The organism is Leptospiraceae bacterium, assembly GCA_025059995.1.
In the GTDB taxonomy this organism is placed as follows: domain Bacteria; phylum Spirochaetota; class Leptospiria; order Leptospirales; family Leptonemataceae; genus SKYB61.
In genome coordinates, this window is sequence record JANXCF010000004.1 from 167,197 (window position 1) to 185,550 (window position 18,354).

20 protein-coding genes are annotated in these 18,354 nt (G+C 34.7%); 2 read left to right on the forward strand and 18 right to left on the reverse strand.

The genetic code is table 11. The annotated features are described in order from the left end of the window. Positions 1-2: 2 nt before the first annotated feature. Together NZ853_07380 and NZ853_07385 are read right to left on the reverse strand one after the other, a co-directional pair. On the reverse strand, positions 3-1,055 hold the full coding sequence (locus NZ853_07380; protein MCS7205502.1) for an NAD(P)/FAD-dependent oxidoreductase: 1,053 nt from the start codon (positions 1,053-1,055) through the stop codon (positions 3-5). Then, the gene (locus NZ853_07385) at positions 1,052-2,314 is read right to left on the reverse strand and encodes a cyclopropane-fatty-acyl-phospholipid synthase family protein (protein MCS7205503.1); all 1,263 of its coding nucleotides are present in this window, start codon (positions 2,312-2,314) and stop codon (positions 1,052-1,054) included. Before NZ853_07385 ends, NZ853_07380 begins: the two co-directional genes overlap by 4 nt. A gap of 496 nt (positions 2,315-2,810) precedes the next feature. Between NZ853_07385 and ppcA the strand changes: the two genes are divergently transcribed. After that, positions 2,811-4,289 carry a phosphoenolpyruvate carboxylase gene (ppcA, locus tag NZ853_07390; GenBank protein MCS7205504.1) on the forward strand — a complete coding sequence of 493 codons (1,479 nt, stop codon included), beginning with the start codon at positions 2,811-2,813 and terminating at the stop codon, positions 4,287-4,289. Here the strand turns inward: ppcA and NZ853_07395 are convergent. The 15 genes from NZ853_07395 to NZ853_07465 all read right to left on the reverse strand — a co-directional run bounded on the left by NZ853_07395 (position 4,286) and on the right by NZ853_07465 (position 16,598). After that, a complete protein-coding gene (locus NZ853_07395; GenBank protein ID MCS7205505.1) occupies positions 4,286-4,834 on the reverse strand; it encodes a Mov34/MPN/PAD-1 family protein in 549 nt (182 codons plus the stop codon). The two genes, ppcA and NZ853_07395, sit on opposite strands and share 4 nt — an antisense overlap. Continuing rightward, positions 4,785-5,921, reverse strand: a complete 1,137-nt coding sequence (locus NZ853_07400) for a ThiF family adenylyltransferase (protein ID MCS7205506.1) — start codon at positions 5,919-5,921, stop codon at positions 4,785-4,787. The genes NZ853_07395 and NZ853_07400 overlap by 50 nt, the downstream gene beginning before the upstream one ends. Continuing rightward, entirely contained in the window at positions 5,922-6,365 is a 444-nt protein-coding gene (locus NZ853_07405; GenBank protein MCS7205507.1) for a hypothetical protein, read from the reverse strand. It abuts the gene before it with no gap. Beyond that, a complete protein-coding gene (locus NZ853_07410) occupies positions 6,349-6,615 on the reverse strand; it encodes an EsaB/YukD family protein (protein ID MCS7205508.1) in 267 nt (88 codons plus the stop codon). The genes NZ853_07405 and NZ853_07410 overlap by 17 nt, the downstream gene beginning before the upstream one ends. 61 nt (positions 6,616-6,676) lie before the next feature. Continuing rightward, positions 6,677-7,327, reverse strand: coding sequence for a hypothetical protein (locus NZ853_07415; protein MCS7205509.1), 651 nt, complete (start codon positions 7,325-7,327; stop codon positions 6,677-6,679). A 63-nt stretch (positions 7,328-7,390) separates the two neighbouring features. Then, a complete protein-coding gene (locus NZ853_07420) occupies positions 7,391-8,029 on the reverse strand; it encodes a type II secretion system protein GspJ (protein MCS7205510.1) in 639 nt (212 codons plus the stop codon). Then, complete coding sequence (locus NZ853_07425) at positions 7,992-8,516, reverse strand: hypothetical protein (GenBank protein MCS7205511.1); 525 nt, start codon at positions 8,514-8,516, stop codon at positions 7,992-7,994. Before NZ853_07425 ends, NZ853_07420 begins: the two co-directional genes overlap by 38 nt. Further along, positions 8,500-9,036 carry a prepilin-type N-terminal cleavage/methylation domain-containing protein gene (locus NZ853_07430; protein MCS7205512.1) on the reverse strand — a complete coding sequence of 179 codons (537 nt, stop codon included), beginning with the start codon at positions 9,034-9,036 and terminating at the stop codon, positions 8,500-8,502. Before NZ853_07430 ends, NZ853_07425 begins: the two co-directional genes overlap by 17 nt. Further along, a complete protein-coding gene (locus NZ853_07435; GenBank protein ID MCS7205513.1) occupies positions 9,021-9,479 on the reverse strand; it encodes a type II secretion system protein GspG in 459 nt (152 codons plus the stop codon). Before NZ853_07435 ends, NZ853_07430 begins: the two co-directional genes overlap by 16 nt. 26 nt (positions 9,480-9,505) lie before the next feature. Next, positions 9,506-10,732 (reverse strand): type II secretion system F family protein, encoded by a 1,227-nt coding sequence (locus tag NZ853_07440; protein ID MCS7205514.1) that lies wholly within the window; start codon positions 10,730-10,732, stop codon positions 9,506-9,508. Continuing rightward, on the reverse strand, positions 10,732-12,393 hold the full coding sequence (gene gspE, locus NZ853_07445) for a type II secretion system ATPase GspE (GenBank protein MCS7205515.1): 1,662 nt from the start codon (positions 12,391-12,393) through the stop codon (positions 10,732-10,734). The genes NZ853_07440 and gspE overlap by 1 nt, the downstream gene beginning before the upstream one ends. Positions 12,394-12,411: 18 nt before the next feature. Next, a complete protein-coding gene (locus tag NZ853_07450) occupies positions 12,412-14,202 on the reverse strand; it encodes a type II secretion system protein GspD (GenBank protein ID MCS7205516.1) in 1,791 nt (596 codons plus the stop codon). Positions 14,203-14,239: 37 nt separating this feature from the next. After that, the gene (locus tag NZ853_07455) at positions 14,240-15,100 is read right to left on the reverse strand and encodes a hypothetical protein (protein ID MCS7205517.1); all 861 of its coding nucleotides are present in this window, start codon (positions 15,098-15,100) and stop codon (positions 14,240-14,242) included. Positions 15,101-15,107: 7 nt separating this feature from the next. Further along, entirely contained in the window at positions 15,108-16,172 is a 1,065-nt protein-coding gene (locus NZ853_07460) for a M23 family metallopeptidase (GenBank protein ID MCS7205518.1), read from the reverse strand. A 21-nt stretch (positions 16,173-16,193) separates the two neighbouring features. After that, positions 16,194-16,598 (reverse strand): type II secretion system-associated lipoprotein, encoded by a 405-nt coding sequence (locus NZ853_07465; protein MCS7205519.1) that lies wholly within the window; start codon positions 16,596-16,598, stop codon positions 16,194-16,196. A gap of 14 nt (positions 16,599-16,612) precedes the next feature. On the opposite strand from NZ853_07465, the gene NZ853_07470 reads away from it, so the two are divergent. After that, positions 16,613-18,109 (forward strand): ATP-binding protein, encoded by a 1,497-nt coding sequence (locus NZ853_07470; protein MCS7205520.1) that lies wholly within the window; start codon positions 16,613-16,615, stop codon positions 18,107-18,109. Here the strand turns inward: NZ853_07470 and NZ853_07475 are convergent. Further along, complete coding sequence (locus NZ853_07475) at positions 18,090-18,329, reverse strand: hypothetical protein (GenBank protein MCS7205521.1); 240 nt, start codon at positions 18,327-18,329, stop codon at positions 18,090-18,092. The two genes, NZ853_07470 and NZ853_07475, sit on opposite strands and share 20 nt — an antisense overlap. Positions 18,330-18,354: the final 25 nt, after the last annotated feature.

Sequence of the window (18,354 nt, forward strand, 5' to 3'; positions counted from 1 at the left end):
CTTTAAACGATCTGAAGTAGCTTCAAAATAGCATAAACAACTTTTTCCTTCCAGTTCCAAGGGAAAGCATAAAACCTTTCATAAACTTCTTGATTCATCAAAAAAGAAAATAGCCTTCCAAAATCTTGATTGCTACTAAAAGGAATTTTATTCAAATTCAGAGCGTCATGCTTGGCTATGACACCAGCTACTTGAAAACCACTTTCGATTGCAGGACCAATTCCTTCACCCAAATCAAACGTTGCCAAACCCGCTGCATCGCCAACAAGAAAGACACGGTGGTTTTGGATATTTTTTGTTTTTTCTCTTAAATAATATGTATGCCCTTTGGGTTCTTGTTCGAAGTGATTTAATAATTTTAGTTTTTTTAATTTTGTGATAAAGTGATCAAAATGCCAATGCAAAGATGGTTTTACAAAATGAGAAAAAGCACCAATCCCTATGTTCAAATAACCGTTTGCTTTGGGTACATACCAAGAATATCCGGGTAGTCCATTCTCAAAAAACCATAAGTAGCAATTTTGATCTTGATACTCATAAGGAAATTCGATTTCTAAAGCTGCAATTTGAACTTCTTTTGATCTTGGATTTTGTTCATGAAAAAACTTTCTATATACAGGACAATAAGTTCCACCAGCTCCCACAAGGAATTTGGCTCGATATTCGTTATCAATCACAAAGTAGCCATCTTCATCAACTTCGATATTTTTTACCTGATGTTGAAAGAATTCTGCTCGGCTCATCTCCAAAAGCCAATGATCAAACTCATATCGACGAATGGAATACTGTTTGGTCTTGGCAGAAAATGAAATTTCTTTTTGTTTCTTAGTGTAAAAAGTAAAATTAATCTTACGAAGCTCCAAAATGCCATAGGGGTAATGTTCCATCTTCAGGAGAGAATGAATTCTTGGTGTGATCCAACCTGCACATAATTTTACTCTTGGAAAAGTGGATTTATCAAGAATGGTAGATGGGATTCCCAAAAGGCTTAGACGTAGAGCTGTAGAACTTCCTCCGGGACCACCACCAACGATGATGACTTCTCTTTCTATCACTTTACTTTCTGTACCTTTCGTTTTTCTGTTGTTGGTAAAATGAAATGTTCACGAGTTAATGGATAATCAGGATTCTGATCTTTCTTTAATAGTATTTGAACCAAAGTAAGTTCTCCTCTTCTGAAACCACTGGCAGAACCACGAAGATACATTCGATACATACGAACAAAAGATTCACCATATTTTTGTCGGATGGTTTCTACGTTTTCTTCAAAACGCTTTGCCCAATGATCTAAAGTTAATGCATAATGGTATTTCAAGTTTTCTATATCCATGACAAAAAGATATTGTTTTTTGGGTTTGTTTACGGCTCTTTCTAAGGATGTGATGATTTCCCCCAAAGAAGGAATGTAACCTCCAGGGAAAATGTATTTATTAATCCATGGATCTGGTTCTCTTGGTCGAACTCGTGATATCGTATGAACCAATGCCAATCCTTTTGAAGGAATCTTTTGATAAATCAAATCAAAAAAGCTTTCATAGTTTTCCGGTCCTACATGTTCCAACATGCCAATTGATACAAATTTATCGTATTTATACCCATCATTTCTTATACTACGATAATCATCTAAGACAAATTCTAATTGTTTTTCTGAGATCCCTTCACGTTTTTGCCATTCTCTTGCATATTCCACTTGTTTTTCTGATATGTTATAGGACCTCATGCGAACTCCATATTTCTTTACTGCATATATCGCAAAGCCACCCCATCCGGATCCTGCCTCAACTACGAAATCTCCTTTTCGAAATTGAAGTTTGCGACAAACCAAATCCATTTTTTGAAGTTGTGCTTTTTCTAAACTGTCCTTAGGACTACGAAAAAAGGCACATGTGTATTGTAAGTTTTTGTCCAACCATAGAGAATAAAAATCATTACCTACATCATAATGATGTCGGATATTCTTTCTCGAACCAACAAGTGTGTTTCTATGGGTGAGACGATGATATAAAATTTTGAGTTTTTCAATAAAATTTGGTTCAAACCCCTGAAGTTCAATCACATGACCTAAATAGGTAAGATAATACAAATCTCCCTCGATATCAATATTTTGTTCCATGTATTGTTCAGCAAAACCTAAATTTCCTTTTGCCAAAAACTCATCGATTGCTTGCTCATTTTTGAAATAAATTTTCAGTTTTATAGGAAATTGATCAAAAACAAACTTTTCTCCATTAGGAAAATGAATTTCAAACCCAAAATCTACTTTTTGTAAATCAATTTGCTTAAGAAAATTTTGTATTAATTCAATTTTATTCATATAAAACTCCTATTTAATTTTAATAGTGGAAAAGTATAATTTTTTTTCATTATTATTATGAATTCACAATAAATCAACCATTGTTTAAACTTACACAAAAAAAATTATAATTGAATTTTTTCATAATTGTCATACCCAACAAAAGGAAAAAAATAGCTAATTGCAAGAAAAAAGAAACATTTTCAAAATCTTTTTTCATTAAATCAAATGAACTAATGACAAAAAATGATGAATGAGATAAATTTCACAAATCTCAAAGATTATTTTCGAAATCCATTGTTCGTCAAGAGAGCACTATCAAAATAATGAAAGAAGCGTTTTGCAGAATATGTATGTAAGTAAAATACTAGATAAGGTTAAAAATAAAAAATTTTTTCATTTATACTAACTTTACATACGAAAAAGTAAAGAAATTTTCAATCTTAATCAATTTGTAAGGAAATAAAATAAATTATAGTTTTCTTAAATTCATATTTGATCACTTTGGTAATAACGTATGGAACAAGAAAGAAAAATACCCAAAGTCATGTCGACACAACACCCCGATAACGTTGATGTCCCCTTTTTTTGTAAAACCTCTGATTTTTCAGGAGATGATGAAATCCAAGAAGCGTATTATATGTTTTCTCATGCCAATTGTGACGAACAAATGTGGGACAGTGAAGGTAAAGAGATTGATCAATATGTCATACGGAAGTTATTACAAAAATACCAAAACTACTTCAAGAAAAATCGTATAGGCAAAGACAAATTCATTACTCTTAGAATTCCCAATCCCTCGATTGAAAAGGACGAAGCCAAAATTGTGGTCGAGACTTTAGAAAGTATACCTCGTAGTTTCGATATTGCCAAGTTATTTTACGGCGATGGGGATTATGCTCCTATTTTTGAAATTATCCTCCCTATGACAACAAGTGATATTGAACTAAATCGACTTTATTATTTCTATAAAAACTATATTTCAGGAAAACAACATTACCCTATCACATACGGGGATATTTTAATCAGAGACTGGGTTGGAGAATTTCTACCAGAAACCATCAATGTAATACCTCTTTTTGAGAATGTAGAAAATATTTTGAACTCACATAATGTCATAAGAAAATACATTGAAAATAAACATTTTGTCTATCATAGAGTTTTTTTCGCTCGATCTGATCCAGCCATGTATAGTAGCCATATCAGTGCAATCTTAGCAAATAAAGTAGCACTGCAAAGGCTGAGAAAACTTTCAGAAGAAACAGGAGTAAAGTTTTATCCCATATTAGGCGTGGGTTCACCACCATTCCGAGGACACCTCACACCCTACAACGTAGATAATGTTATTAAAGAATACCCAGAAGTATATACATTCACGGTTCAATCAGCCTTCAAGTATGATAACCCCCTTGAGGATGTTCAAAAAGCCATCAAGAAATTGAAAAATTTTCCTCGAAGACCATTTCATGAAATCGACGAAGAAGAAGCAACATATCTAATCAAAAAAATCTCAGACAAATATCGAGCCAAACTTGAACAAATTAGTAGTGTAATCAATCAAGTTGCCAAACATGTTCCAAGAAGACGACGAAGAAAAACCCACACAGGTTTATTTGGATACTCAAGAAGTATAGGGGATATCCAATTACCAAGAGTGATTGGATTTTGTGCAAGTGGGTATTCTATTGGGTTTCCACCTGAGTTGTTAAGTATAATGTCTGTTGATGAGGAAGATTATTCTAAAATTAAACATATCTACGTAAATTTTGAAGAGGATACAAAAGCAGCTCTACGATATTTTAATCCTGATTCATTAAAACTACTTGGCAATAAATTTCAATCTATCATGAAAATCATTGATCATTTTGAATATGAACCAGATCTAAATCACAAAGAAATTACATCTTCCATTATTAACGATCTATTGAGCGGAACTACCTCAGAGATACAAAATAAGTTAGTCGAAGCTGCGCATATACGTAAGTTTTTAGGTTAAGAAAAACTTTTAACGAGAACTTTATGAGGAAAAACCAAAGACTCAAAACTATAATAGATTGAAAAACTCCCTGAAAAAGGATCAAAAACAAATCCCAGTGAAAAAGGGAAACGAAAATATTCTCTTTGTGTGGCTTGATCGGTTCCACTAAAAAAGGGTTGGAAATTAGGATGAGTATGAAACCAACCCAGAATGATTCTTTCGGTATCCTTGATTTTTTTATTTGCTTCCTGCCAAATCTCAGGATACATCACCAAATGGAATTCACTACTTTCATAAACTTCTGAACAAACAATATCATCAATCAACCAAACATAAAAGCCAAATCCTTCAAAACAATAGCCCAGTAATAAACCTCCCACTTCTGTTGCATGACTTTTTCCATAATTCCACATGAGTTCCCAAGATACCTCATCAAAAAAAATATAATAACCTTGCTGAACATAATCTTTGACTTCTTGATATGATAATTTCAATTTCCCCCAAGGTAAAGCTTCAAACGTCTGAAGCTTGAGGTCCGATTCCGTTTCCTTCCAACTTATCATTTTTAACCACTAAATACGTATGTTCATTTTTAAAAAAATATGCATACTTAAAAGAAATATTTTTTAAGTGCTTAATTTCTGAAAATTCAAAATGGTCTTTGACAAATGGTTCTAAAGTTCCATGACAATGACTACAAACCAAGTCTGAGTCTTTGTATTTTCTGGAGAGTTCATAATAATCAACTTTAAAGCCACATTTCCCACAAACACCTTGTATCAAAATAGGCTCATTTAGAAACAAAGTAATGTTTTCAAATTCTTTTTGGAGTTTTAAAAAATCCTCCCATGATAGAATACTTAGAGAGTTCCAGTTGTGACAAAAAAGGCAATGATCGTTTTTTGTAAGATCCAATCTTTGTAATGATCCATGAATCGTATCGATGAATAATTTAGTAGGTCTCTCGTAATGGTTTTTATGAAGAAACACCGACAAAGCAAAAGCCCCTGCGATAGAAGATGTAATGATTGTCGTTGGTATTTTTCTTTCTCGATAGGCTGATCTTTGTATCCAACCACAAGAATAACGTATTTCTATCTGTTCGTAGACTTTTTCATTTAAGCCACACTCAAAACAAGCAAAGTTATTTAGAAGATGTTTTTTACTTCCATAAGGGTAATATTCCACACTCACAAATTGACTATCCATAGCAACATTGAAAAAATCCACCCCCGCCAAATAACACAATCTATGGATACGAATACGAGCCTCAAAGTTATCCACTAAGGCAAAAACCCCGTCAAATTTTTTTAATTCTTCGATTCCAAAATGGTCATAAAAATCTCCATAGATTGAAATAACTTTTGAGTCAGGATTGATTTCCCTTGCCCTTTCTTCTGCTACTTCCACTTTACTTTTGCCAAGGTCTTTTTCTCGAAAGAGAACCGACCTTGTAAGATTATGGATTTCTATTTTATCGAAATCAACGATCGTAATTTCACCGATACCCATAAGAAGCATATTTTTTAAAAGCTCATTACCAATTGCTCCAATTCCAATTAGCAAAACTTTCTTCGAGAAGAGTTCTTTCTGATCCAACCAATGGATGGATTGGTGCCTTAGATATTTATCTAAAAAAATACGTTCCATTTAAATCCTCATGAGAGGGAGTTTTGCTTTCTTTTTGTGAAACCAAGTGATTGCTTTTTCATTAGCAACGGATTTCGTATTGATGAGCTCAGGATAGAACAAAAGAAGCTTGATGATTCTTTCTACTTCTTGATCTAAAGGGGTAGAAACTAACCACTTTCCACCTCGACAAATATTGCCTGATTCATATACGTGAGGATGAAAAACGGGCGGAGAAATGGAAAAATGAGGTGAGCTCATAGGATAATTAGCCGACAGAAGAATTTTCAATATGAATTCTTTTTGTTTTTCTTTTTCAGAGATAGGCAACGTTAAATCCAGCTTTATTTGTATTTCTGTGATTGGCTCACCTTTAACTTCTACGATTTTTAAAAAACTATATTTCTTTTCCAGTTCTTGGATTTTTTTTAAATCATTTTCTCTTCTTTTATAGATGGGATTCATTTCCAGCCTCTAAAATTGGCTGAAGTTCTAATATTTCTCCTTCTTGCAATCCAACTTCAATCAAAGTTTGATCGGGAGATAGCACAATATTTCGATCGACTATCACAAGGTTATAGGCAGTTTCCGTTGGCAGTGACCATCGATTTACGCAGGTATCAATCAAGTCAGCAACTGTTACCTCAGGTGAAATTCCAATTTCCGCTTTTCTTGTTTTATCAGCAGTTCGAACGTAGCACATTAGTTGTGTCATATGTTCCTCCTATAATAATAGGTAAAAAAACCAAAAAAAGTTTCAAAAAATCGAAAAAAAATTACTCAATGGAAAGAATCATATTCCTATTGAAAACCAAAATTTCATATCTAAAAATTTCATGGTTTTGCAGTAATCCCTTGACCGTAATTGTCTTTTTGTCTAATGAGTCTAAAAAACTTTGGCTAAGTCCAGTATTTGTATTATTTATTAAATTATAAAATATTACCAGCTTGAAACCTTCCACCCACGGCTTGTCTTCGAACATCAAAGCGTAATCCCCCCTACGACTTTTAAGAATCTTTTGAACCATACCTCTGAATTTAATCACCCTTCCAACATATGCAGGTAAATCATCAAGGGTAACCAAGTCAGGGTTCATTTGGATGACAGGTATTTTTTCAAAATTATCATACGGAATTATCACTTTTTGGCGGCAAACGACACAACAACCCTCATTTTGAGATAAAATAAACTGATAGGATTCCTCTTGATAAAAAACTGAACACCTTTTGCAGTAATATACTGGTTTTCTGCCATCAAAAACAATAAGTTCACCCGTCAATGGATCATAAATGTCTTCCCAAGGATTTATGATTTTAGTTGGTTTCTCTTTTGGTTCTTCTTTTTCTTCATGATGTTTTGTTAGTTCTGAGTTTTCTTCGTTTGAAAGATCTCGAAAATGGGTTATTTTTCTTTTGCGACCGGGCATAGGGTTTCCACAATTAGAAAAAAAATTTCTAAAATCGTCAACTCTTTTTTCGAATATAAAATTTTATCTAATATACATACCTGGCATGGCTACGGTCTCAAAGGTTTCTATTTTCCCACCATTTTGGATTTGGATTTGAATTCGAACGAGCTTAGGCAATCTTTTGTTTTTTTTTGTATCCCATTCTTCCCTCCATTCTACTCCATTGAGGGAATACTGGATTTGAAAGGATCTCACACCTTCCAATAATTGATAACTTACCCCACCGTCAAAAGGATCTTCATCAGGAAAATCTTCTCTAATGAATAAACTACCTGTATCATTAAACTGTTCTTTCACAAAAAAAGCTATCTCTTTCACAACCCCACCTGCAACAGAACCTTTTGATACAGATGTCAAGGTCAATTGATCTCTTCGGTTTCCTGTGATTCCTACGCTTTTTCCTATTAGAAATGTTTTATTGATTTCTTGAGAAAAGTAAGCCATACGTATAGTATCTTGGAGGATGTTTAATGCTTGGATTGCTTCTGAACGCTTTAGACTTATGGTTGAGGTTTTTTTGGAAATCCTCGACACAGTAAAATTCACCCCAAATAATACAACAAATAAAACCGACAGAGCTGTGATAGCCAAAGCAAGTTCAATCAAAGTAAAGCCACGAAGTTTAAGTCCCCTTCGCAGCTTTGAAAGTTTGAACTTCATAAGTTCCTAATTCATTTTTTCCAATGGGATAATGAATTCTTACAATAATACGATAAATGGGAATGAGTCCTCCCGTTTCTGTGATATTCTGTCCTTGTTTTTCTTTTCCTTTGAAATTTTGAACACTTGTGGGTAATAGATCATCCACATTAGCTTCAATCTTACCAGTTTCGGAAATTTTAGCTAAATCCACTTGTTCTTCTTTGATTAGGATTTCATACTTAAAGCCTTGATAAAGTTCAACGTTTAACTCTCCTGATTTTTGGGTAGGTTCTAACGTCAATTGAGATAGAATTTGATTCATTTTGATTCTTGCCAGGGTTGATGCTAACTCCAAATTTTGTGAGTTCTTTTGCATACGGTATGAAGATGAAACTAAATTTAGAACACTAATAGAAAAAGTAGATGCCACCGCAATGGCAAAAGCAATCTCTATCAAAGACAATCCTTTAAAAAATTTGTAAATTTTTTTAACTTTCTTTTTCATTCAAAATAGCTTCCTGTGGGAGTTCCTGATAGTTTTGATCTTTGATGATGGCTTCTTTTCCGTATCTTGGGAAGATGATGGTTTTTGATATTTTATCACCCCCACCAAGATAAATATAAACTTCGTCATTGACTCCATTGGGAAAAAACTGAATGGTATAAATTCCAGAACTCACTTCATTTTGATAAGGATTTCGAATGAAAAGTATTCGATTTGTAAGGAATAACTCTCTTTCTATAAGATTTTGATTTTCTATAGTTTCTTTATTTCGAACTTTACGATAGATTGAATATCGTTGGTTTTCTAAATCAAATTCAACATAGATGATTTGCCCTGAACGAGTGGAAGAACTTTTCGCAAAGCGGTAAATATCCTTTAAAATCTCTGCTTCATCTTGCTTGGTTTTGAAGATAGAAAACTGACTCACCATCGAAAAAAGTATCGATAACACAAGAGAGATTATCAATAAAACGACTGATAGTTCAATGATGGTTAATCCTTTAGTTATTTTCTTAACCATTCAGGCCAGGTATTTTTGTCATCTAAATAGAAGTCTTGATTTTCTTTTTCTCCTCCAATTTGCCCATCTTTTCCATAGCTACAAATATGCAAGTTTCCTTCATTATCACTACATATCACATAAAAGCGATTCCAAGGATCTTTGACGGTATCTTCATCAACAGGCTTCCAGCTGGTTTCGGGATGAGGTTTTGTAAGGAGCTCCAGAGTATCTCCTTCATTTAAGGGAGAAACTTCTTCTTCAAATTGAGAAACCAAAATCGGAAGTTGCTTTGCTTGAACATCACGAACTTTCAAAACTTTTGCCTTATCCACTACCCCCAAATCTAAACTCGCATAGACGATGCCAATAATGATGCCCAAAACTAAAAGAACCAATGCCAACTCAAAAAGAGTCAAGCCTTTACGATAACGAAACTTTTTCATAATTATGAGAAAAACCATGCTAACAAAAGAATCAATTCTTTTTTTTACATCTCAATGTATCGGGTCAGATTATAGATGGGAAGTAAAATAGCAGACATGATGACTCCAATCAAAAGCCCCATGATCACAATCATAGCTGGTTCAATCAAGGTGGAAAAACGCTGAATGGTGGCATCAATTTCATCTTCGGTGATTTCTGCTGTTTTCAATAACATATGGGCTAGGGTATCTGTGGATTCTCCTGCCGAGATCATACCCTTTACCATGAAAGTAAGGATCTTCGAGTCCGAAAATGCTTCAGAAATCTTTGCTCCCTCTTTGATTTTTTCGATGGCATTCAGGATTTCTTTTTCGAAGATTTTGTGATTCACAAGCTTAGAAATAATTTGTAAAGACACAAGAAGTGATACTCGGTTTTCCAAAAGAACCCCCAGATTCCGAGTAAACCTCGCAATGATTACTTTTCTTATGATACTTCCCAAAAGTGGAACTTTTAGCAAAAAAGTTTCTGTTTTTTCTCTTCCTTTTTCCGTTCGATACCATCGGAAAAAACCAAAAACCACCAAACCCAAAAAAAGAAAAACAAATAAGATCCTATAAGAAAAAAACAGATTCGAAACACCAATCACTATTTTCGTAATCAGAGGGAGTTCCATATTCAATTGAACGAACATTTCTTGGATTTGCGGTATCACAACAGACAAAAGAAAAATCATAATCCCCCCCAAAAACAAAAGCATAATCAACGGATAGAACATAGCCGTAGTTACTTTGTTTCTGAGCTTCAGGGAGGCTTCTTCGAGGTCAGCAAGTCGCAGTAATGATTTTTCGTAATTACCCGTTTGTTCTCCTACTTGGATCAAGTTGGGATAGATCTCAGGAAAAATCTGGTTGTGTTTCGAAATTGCCTTGGACAACGAATCTCCTTCTAAGATATCGGTTTTAATTTGTATGATGGCTTTTTTTAGATAAATATTTTCCGTTTGTTCGATGATGTTTGTTAATGACTTATCCAAAGGGATACCCGCATCCAAAAGCGTTCCCAACTCCCTTGCAAAAATAGCAACATCCTTTCGGGGAACTCGGTAGAGTATCTTTGCCAAGAAAGGAAATAATTCCCTTTCTCTTTTTTCTATGTCTTCATTTAGGGTTTTTACGTATAAGTTTTGGTTTCGAAGTAGTTTTCTTGCATGAGCAACATTTTGAGCGTCTAAAATACCTTTTACTTGCTTTCCTTTTTTGTCAATGGCTGTGTATTTGTAAACGGGCATTAGCAGACTCGTAGGACCTCTTCTGGAGTTGTGATACCATCCAAAATTTTTCGCTTTCCATACTCAAAGAGTGTGATCATTCCTTCTTTAAGGGCAACTTCTTTTAGGGTTTCGGCATCATGTCCTTTTAGGATTGCCCTTTGGATTGCCGGTGTGATTTTCATGAATTCATAAATTCCAGTTCGACCGTAGTACCCCGTATGAACGCAATGCTCACAACCTTCCCCACGATAAAGCCTTTTTTGTTTTGTAGGATCTAAACCTAAATCCATCAGCTCTTCTACAGGAGGAGAGTACGAAACCTTACACTTTGGACAAATCACTCGAACGAGTCGTTGGGCTATGACAGCTCGAACACTACTCGTGATCAAATAAGGTTCAATCCCCATATCCACTAATCGTGTGATTGCCGAAGGAGCATCATTTGTGTGTAAAGTTGATAAAACTAAGTGCCCTGTCAATGCAGCTTGTATCGCAATGCGGGCTGTTTCTTGATCCCGGATCTCACCCACCATGATGATATCAGGGTCCTGACGTAGCATGGTGCGAAGAACATTAGCAAAAGTAAGCCCTATCTTCTCATGAACCTGTGTCTGAGAAACTCCCTCTAACTCATATTCAATTGGATCTTCAACAGTCATAATATTGACTGATTCTTTATTGAGTTCTTTCAAAATCGAATATAGCGTTGTGGATTTTCCTGAACCCGTTGGACCGGTTACCAAAACAATTCCATTGGGCTGTGCGATGATCTTTTTGATTTCTCGTAGGATGTCATCATAGAGTCCTAAATTATAAAGATGAAATTCAATATCGCTTTTGTTGAGAAGACGCATCACAATTTTTTCTCCATATTTCGTTGGAAGAGTAGAAACCCGGATATCAATTTCTTTCCCCGTAAGCTTGAGTTTGATTCTTCCGTCTTGTGGTAATCGATTTTCTGCAATGTTCAGATTCGCCATGATCTTGATGCGCGAGACAACTCCAGAGTGGATCACTTTGGGAGGAGTCATTCGTTTGTGTAAAATCCCATCAATCCGAAAACGAACCACAAAGTTTTTTTCAAAAGGCTCAATGTGTATATCCGAAGCTCTTTCTTGAACAGCCTGCGATAAGATTGCATTCACCATTCGAATGATGGGAGCTTCATTGGCTAAATCCAACGTATCTTCCATTTGGGCAAACTCTGAATATTCTTCCTCGAGACCCTCAACAACATCAGAAGCATCCACTTTTTGAAAATGGGTATGAAAAATCCTCAAAACCTCACTTTCTGGTGCCAAAACGAATTCGACTCGGTAATCCTTGAAGTGATTTCTTATATCATCCTGGAAGTGAATGTTTTCTGGGTTTGATATGGCAAACCGAATCAAACGTTTCTTCTCAACATACTCAAAGGGAACAATTTTATACTTTTCGATATAGTTCAATGGTAGTCTTTTGAAGACCTCGGAGTTTTTGAACTCCAACTTAGGGAAAAATTCATAGCCATATTGTTTCGCTATGACTTTTAGAATATCGTTTTCAGTGGCAATGCCTTTTTTTTGGAGGATTTGACCGATTTTTAATTGAGACTTTTCTTTGATTTTTAAGATTTCGTTTAATTCTTCTTGATTGATGATTCCCTCTTCTAATAAGATCTCTCCTAAGGGTCTTTTCATAACATCAGAAATTCTGTATCAGGGATTTGCTTTGTCAATAGCATTTTTTGGTTTTGGGTTAAATGTTTGACCTTTATTTTTTTGCTTTTTTTCGTCTACGTGGATTTTTTCTTTTTTGATTTGTTTTTGGTGAATTTCTTCGTCAGTTTTGGGCTTATCTTGAGGCCATAGATGTATTTTTTCTGTTGCTTCTTTGTATTCTAAATTTTGCTGTTCTCGCTTTGAGTTGGTTATGTGATCCGCAATTTCTTTGTTATCAAGAATAGTAGGAGTAAGAAATACCATCAAGTTGGTTTTTTTCGTCGTGAAGGTTGTTCTTCGAAACAAAAAACCAAGCAAAGGAATGTCTCCTAAGAGAGGCACTTTTTGGATAGCTTTTAATTTTTCTGTTGAGACCAAACCTCCTATCACAATTGTCTGTTTGTTATCCACGGTGATAAATGTCCTGACGTTTCTTTTACTAAAAACAGGGTTCACTCCTAAGGTGATCCCTCCTTCGATATTTGTAACTTCCGTGAACAATTCTAAATTGATCTTTCCTTCTGGGTTGATGTGGGGTGTAAACTTGAGTTTTATCCCAGCAGGTCTATATTCGAAAGAATTGATGGTAGCTTCAGCCGTTCCACCACCTGTGGTTCTCTCCTGAGTTTTCACGGGAACATCTTGTCCTACATTGATTTCCGCTTCTTGGTTATCTAACGTTAAAATTTGGGGAGCTGATAAAACATTAAAATTTCTTCTCGAGACGTTAGCATTCAAAATCCCTAAAAGGTCTCCTCCTCTTTGTAAAAATCCAATGCTAAAACCACTCAAAGTATTGTTTCCTGTGATGTTTCCTTTTTCATCAATCAGATTGCCTTCTATGGCAAGTCCCGTATTGAATTGAGTATATCCGGCATCAGGTCCTATATAACGCCAATCAATCCCAAAATCATTGATGTCAGAACCTGATACCTCTGCAATCAGAACCTCCAAAAGAATCTGCTTTCGGGGTATATCTAATTGTTCAATGATTCTTCGGATTTCTACCCACTCTTCTCGATTGGCAGTCACAATCAATGTGTTGGACTCTTTATGCGCAACAGCTTTGATCTTTCCCACAGGAGCAGGAGTCGGTTTTTCTTCTTTTCCCACAATTGGAGCATCAAGCTTTACTAAGACATTCGCTAAACTTTCAGCCTGCAAATGCTTAACGTGATAAATATGAACTGTGTCAGTAGTATCTGCCCCAAGTTGTTCTTCTTTTTGAGGAAGGATTTCTTGTGCTACTTCTAGGATTCTTTTGATCACGGGTCCATACCCAGTCAAGATAATAGAATACGAAGATGGAAACTCATGAACTGTTACATCATTACCTCCCAATTTACGAAATAAATCCGCAAGTTCTCGAACACTTATCACTTTTGGGACCTTGTAAATCATAGTGATGATATCATTTTCTGACTTGGCGGGTTCCTGTTTTTTTACTTCTGAAAGGGGTTCCGCTTCTTTTTTCTTGTAAACCTTCAATAAACCACCATCTTCCACAACAGTAAATCCACGAACTTCCAAAACCGATCTTAAAAACTCCAAGGCTCGACTTACGGGAATGGGTTTGTAGGCAACGATAGTGATTTTTCCTCTCACAGTATCGTCTACTAAAATGTTATGTCTAGTTATTTGTGCCATGGTTTTGAGAAAATCCTGTATCTCCACATCACGAAAATTCGGAACAAAAAACCCCTTTGGAACTTCTTTTGATTCTTGAGAGAATAGCTGATTTAAAAAGAGAAAAGAAAAAATCACAAAAAAATAAACTCTTATTCTCATTTTAAAAAATTATCGGTTTTTGATATCTGATTTTAAATTAATCTTGGATGAGTATCTCGTAAGAAAAAATGCGTCCGCTTCGCTCTACTTCTACTGTCAGTTTATTCAAGGTTTGAACATTTTGCCACAGTTCTAAAAGCTTATTTACGTCATTGATGGGTTGACCGTTGATTCTTCTAAAAATGTCTCCTGTTCTTGCCCCTAATTCATACAAAATACTATGATTTGGAATAAAGATGGCTTTCATTCCCAAGATTTTTCCGTTTTTGGTAATGGGAGCAAATTTGTTTTCGTATAGCTGGGTTTGATTTTTTGTGAGTTGGATAATTCGGCTTCTAGGAATAGTAATCTTTTGAACATTCTGAGAACTTTTTTCTTGTTTCTCTGTTTGGGCTGGCTTTTCCTGTTTTGCACTGGATAGACTTTCACCTACCCCTAATTCAATGTCTCGAGCTCCTTGAGAAATTACAATCGAATGAGATAAAATCTTGATAATTTTATTTCCACCTGGTGTATCACCAATGGCATACTCTTGGATGAGATTTTCATCTTTGATTTTGATAAGAGCTCTCGCAAATTGAGGTGAACCCGCTAAAACCCCCAAAAGTTCAATGTCTTTCGTTACCACTGGAGCACTTTCTGTTGCCATCTGTCTTTCAGTAGAAAGTTGAAACAAATTACCCGAAAGCACTCCATCAAACTCTTCATAGGGTCTGGGGCTTGGCAAAGTCAAAGTGATGGAAGTTCTTGGTGCTTCTTTCTGTAATTTTTGGTTTTGAATTTGATTAGATAATATATAACTCAATAAAACAGAAACAAAATAAGAAAGAGAAAACGATAAAAAAATGACTCCCACCAAAAGTAAAAAAAAAGTGTTTTTGTATAAATAAACCAACATAGACATTTTATTTCAATGCAACTTTCTGAGTAGAGATTGGGATTCTTTCTTCTTTATTCAAAAGAGTTAAGGGATTGATGGGTTTGTCCCACTTTCGGATTTCAAAATGAAGATGTGGTCCTGTTGCATAACCCGTTCTTCCCACTTCTCCGATGATCTGACCCTGCCTTACTACTTCTCCCACTTTAACGTAATTCACTTTGTTATGAGCGTAGATTGTGATGTATTGATTCTGATGTCGTATGAAAATGCTATTACCATAGCCTTCCATTCTCCCCGAAAAGATCACAATCCCATCACGAGCTGCACGTATGGGAGTTCCCATTTCAGCAGCTATATCAATCCCTTTATGAAAACTCCTCATTTTGTGAACAAAAGGATTCACCCTACTACCAAAATGGGAAGTGATATACCCGTCCACTGGCATGATGAATAAATTGCGAATCCGATACTGCTGAATGAGTTTATAGCGATCCAGAATCAAAACATCCCCAGGTTTGATTTTATCACCCACAAGTTTATTTAGTTCTTTAATTCTCTTTAGGTCCACTCGATTTTCTTTTGCAATCTTGGTCAAAGTGTCCCCTTTTTTGACTTTATATTTTTTTTCTATGATTTGAACGTCTTCTTTGTTTCTCCAAAAAGAATCTTTATTTGGATTGTCCTCAAGAGTGTATACTTTGATCTCATCTCCAACAAAAATTGAACTTTTTTCTTTTAGATTTGGATTGAGCTCTATGATTTCTTGCAAGTTCATTTGATGGCGTTTTGCTATTGAAAATAATGTATCTCCTTCTTTAATTCTATATAACTCCGTCTTTCTTTGTAGGCTATTGATTTTTTCTCCTAATTCTGCTTCCGATATATTGTAAAACACAATCCCGTTTTTGATTACTTCTGTAGATGAACCAAAGATTTGATTGAGCTTTTCTTCATCGGTATCATGTTGTTGAAGAAGTTGTAAATACTTTTGTAATTCAATGTCAATTTCATCTAGCTCTTGGGTACCATGATCAGCATGAATCTTAAAAATAAAAACAAAAAAAAGAATCAACAAAACCCAATTTTTCATAAAAAAAATATCGGTTTGTGTTTATAATTTTTTGAAATGAGTTTCAATATATTCATCAATGATTTTTTTCAGTTCTTTACTTTTCTTTTTTTCATCTGCGGGATGCAAGTACAGAACCACTACTCCAAAATAATCTATGCGATTTTTATTTTCTTCGAAAACTCGAAGCCGAACCCAATCATCCACAGCTTCAATTTTCAATGTGACTTTTGAATTTTTCTGTATTAGGGGTTGGTCTTGAACTTTTACAAAAGAGTTTGTTTCAAAGTCATAATCCGAAAGAAAAACTTCACTTGTTGTAAGATAAACATGCTTCTGATAATCCTGATTCCAATTTTGAAGTTCTTTTTTCGAAACCAGAGTCGTCCTACAGAAAAAAACCCAATACACCAAAAAAAACATCAGTAAAAATTGAAAAAACTTCATATAAATCAGAATATATGGAAATCAAATCCTTAATCTTCGATAAAAATATAACATCAAGAAGAATTTCAATCCAGAGCTTCATCAAAAAAGGAATTCCACAGATCAAGATTTTAGGAATCTCCCCCCAAAAAAGCTCTGATATGGCAATCAAATTACAAACCATTTTTCTTAGCAATCAAATCGAACTACCCTACGAAAACATCCAAATCAACATTACTCCAAATGGAATAGACTACCAAAATTATTTAGATTTGAGTTTATTTGTTTGTCTTTTTCAAAGTTTGTATCCTAGTCTTGGTCTTGATACGTTTGATTTCGAAAATACTCTTTTTTTAGGAGAGCTGAATCTTTTTGGAGAAGTCATATGCGATGAGTCCTATAAAAAGATCATTCTTGCCGCAAAAGAAATAAACTTTGAAACGATGGTCCTATCAAGGCGCTGCTCGAGTTTTCTTTATCCCATCAAGGATGTTCGATTTTATTTGATTGAAACCATCAAAGACTTAAAAAACAAGACATGGGAAATTTATGAACCTGAAGCCCCAAAAGTATTTTTTTTTCAAAATGAAACCAAATCATCCAAAATCCAACTTCCAAAAGCTCTCTTCGAAATCATGCCAATCATTGCTGGAAAGCATTCTGTGTTTCTGATAGAAAAAACCAAAATCCACAAATGGGAGTTTCTTTATGCCTTTTCCCGTTTGATTAGCACTCTTCATCCAACTGAATGGGAGCAACTGCACTCTAACGAAAACTTTCAAGATCAACTCCCTATGGCAATCATCAATAGTAATATCACAAAAAACGAACTCATAGGATCAAAAAAAAGCATCCTCGAAAGTCTACTTTTTCGTAATCAATTTGGCATTCTTTTGATTGATGATTTTCCTTCATTTAGCAAAGATAAAGTATTGATCTTTAAGGACCTATTAGAAAAAAAATTTATTGATTATCCTTCCGAAAACTTTCGACTAAGAAATTCGTTTTGGCTGACGTTTTTTTCTTACCCTTGTCCTTGTGGAAATTTTCTTCATCCAGTGGATGAATGTATCTGTAGCTACAAAGAAATCAAAAAATACCATAGTAAGTTTGAACTCTACATCAAAAACTTTGTTGATATCATCATGCCTGTTGATCATGAAGTTATCTCAATCACGATGGATGAATTTACACAGTACAAAGAAAAAATCAAATCTGCAATGTTAATCCAATTTGAACGATACCAAAAAGAAAGTTTTTTCTACAACTCTCATGCCCCCAATGAAAGAATGGAAGAATTTATGTCATTCGATAGCGAACAAACCTCAAAACTTTGGAAAGAAAAAACAAAAATGCTTTCTTCTGAGAATGAAAAAAATATCATCCGAAGGATTGCAAGAACCATCGCCGACTACAATGGCAATCCTCGGATAACTGCTGATGATCTACAAGTTGCTTTTTCTTTTCGAAATACACTTTTGTTTCTTGAACAGCCCAAAATCCAGAAAACCATCACCGATCCTTCAAAATAAAGTGAGAGATCTCCATCGCTATTCTTCGAATAGCGTGATCTAGATATTTTTCATCCAAAAGTAGCTTTCTATAATATTCTATGTCTTTTTTCTTTATGTAGTTTAGTCCTTGTTTTCTCAGTAAAAGGGGATCTTCGTAATTATCTTTTTCTGGTTCTAGGGAATGATTTTCTTGTGATTCTTTAGAAAAATGGGTTTTTTGAGGTAATGCTTTTTCCATACGTTACATCCTTGTAACTTGATTT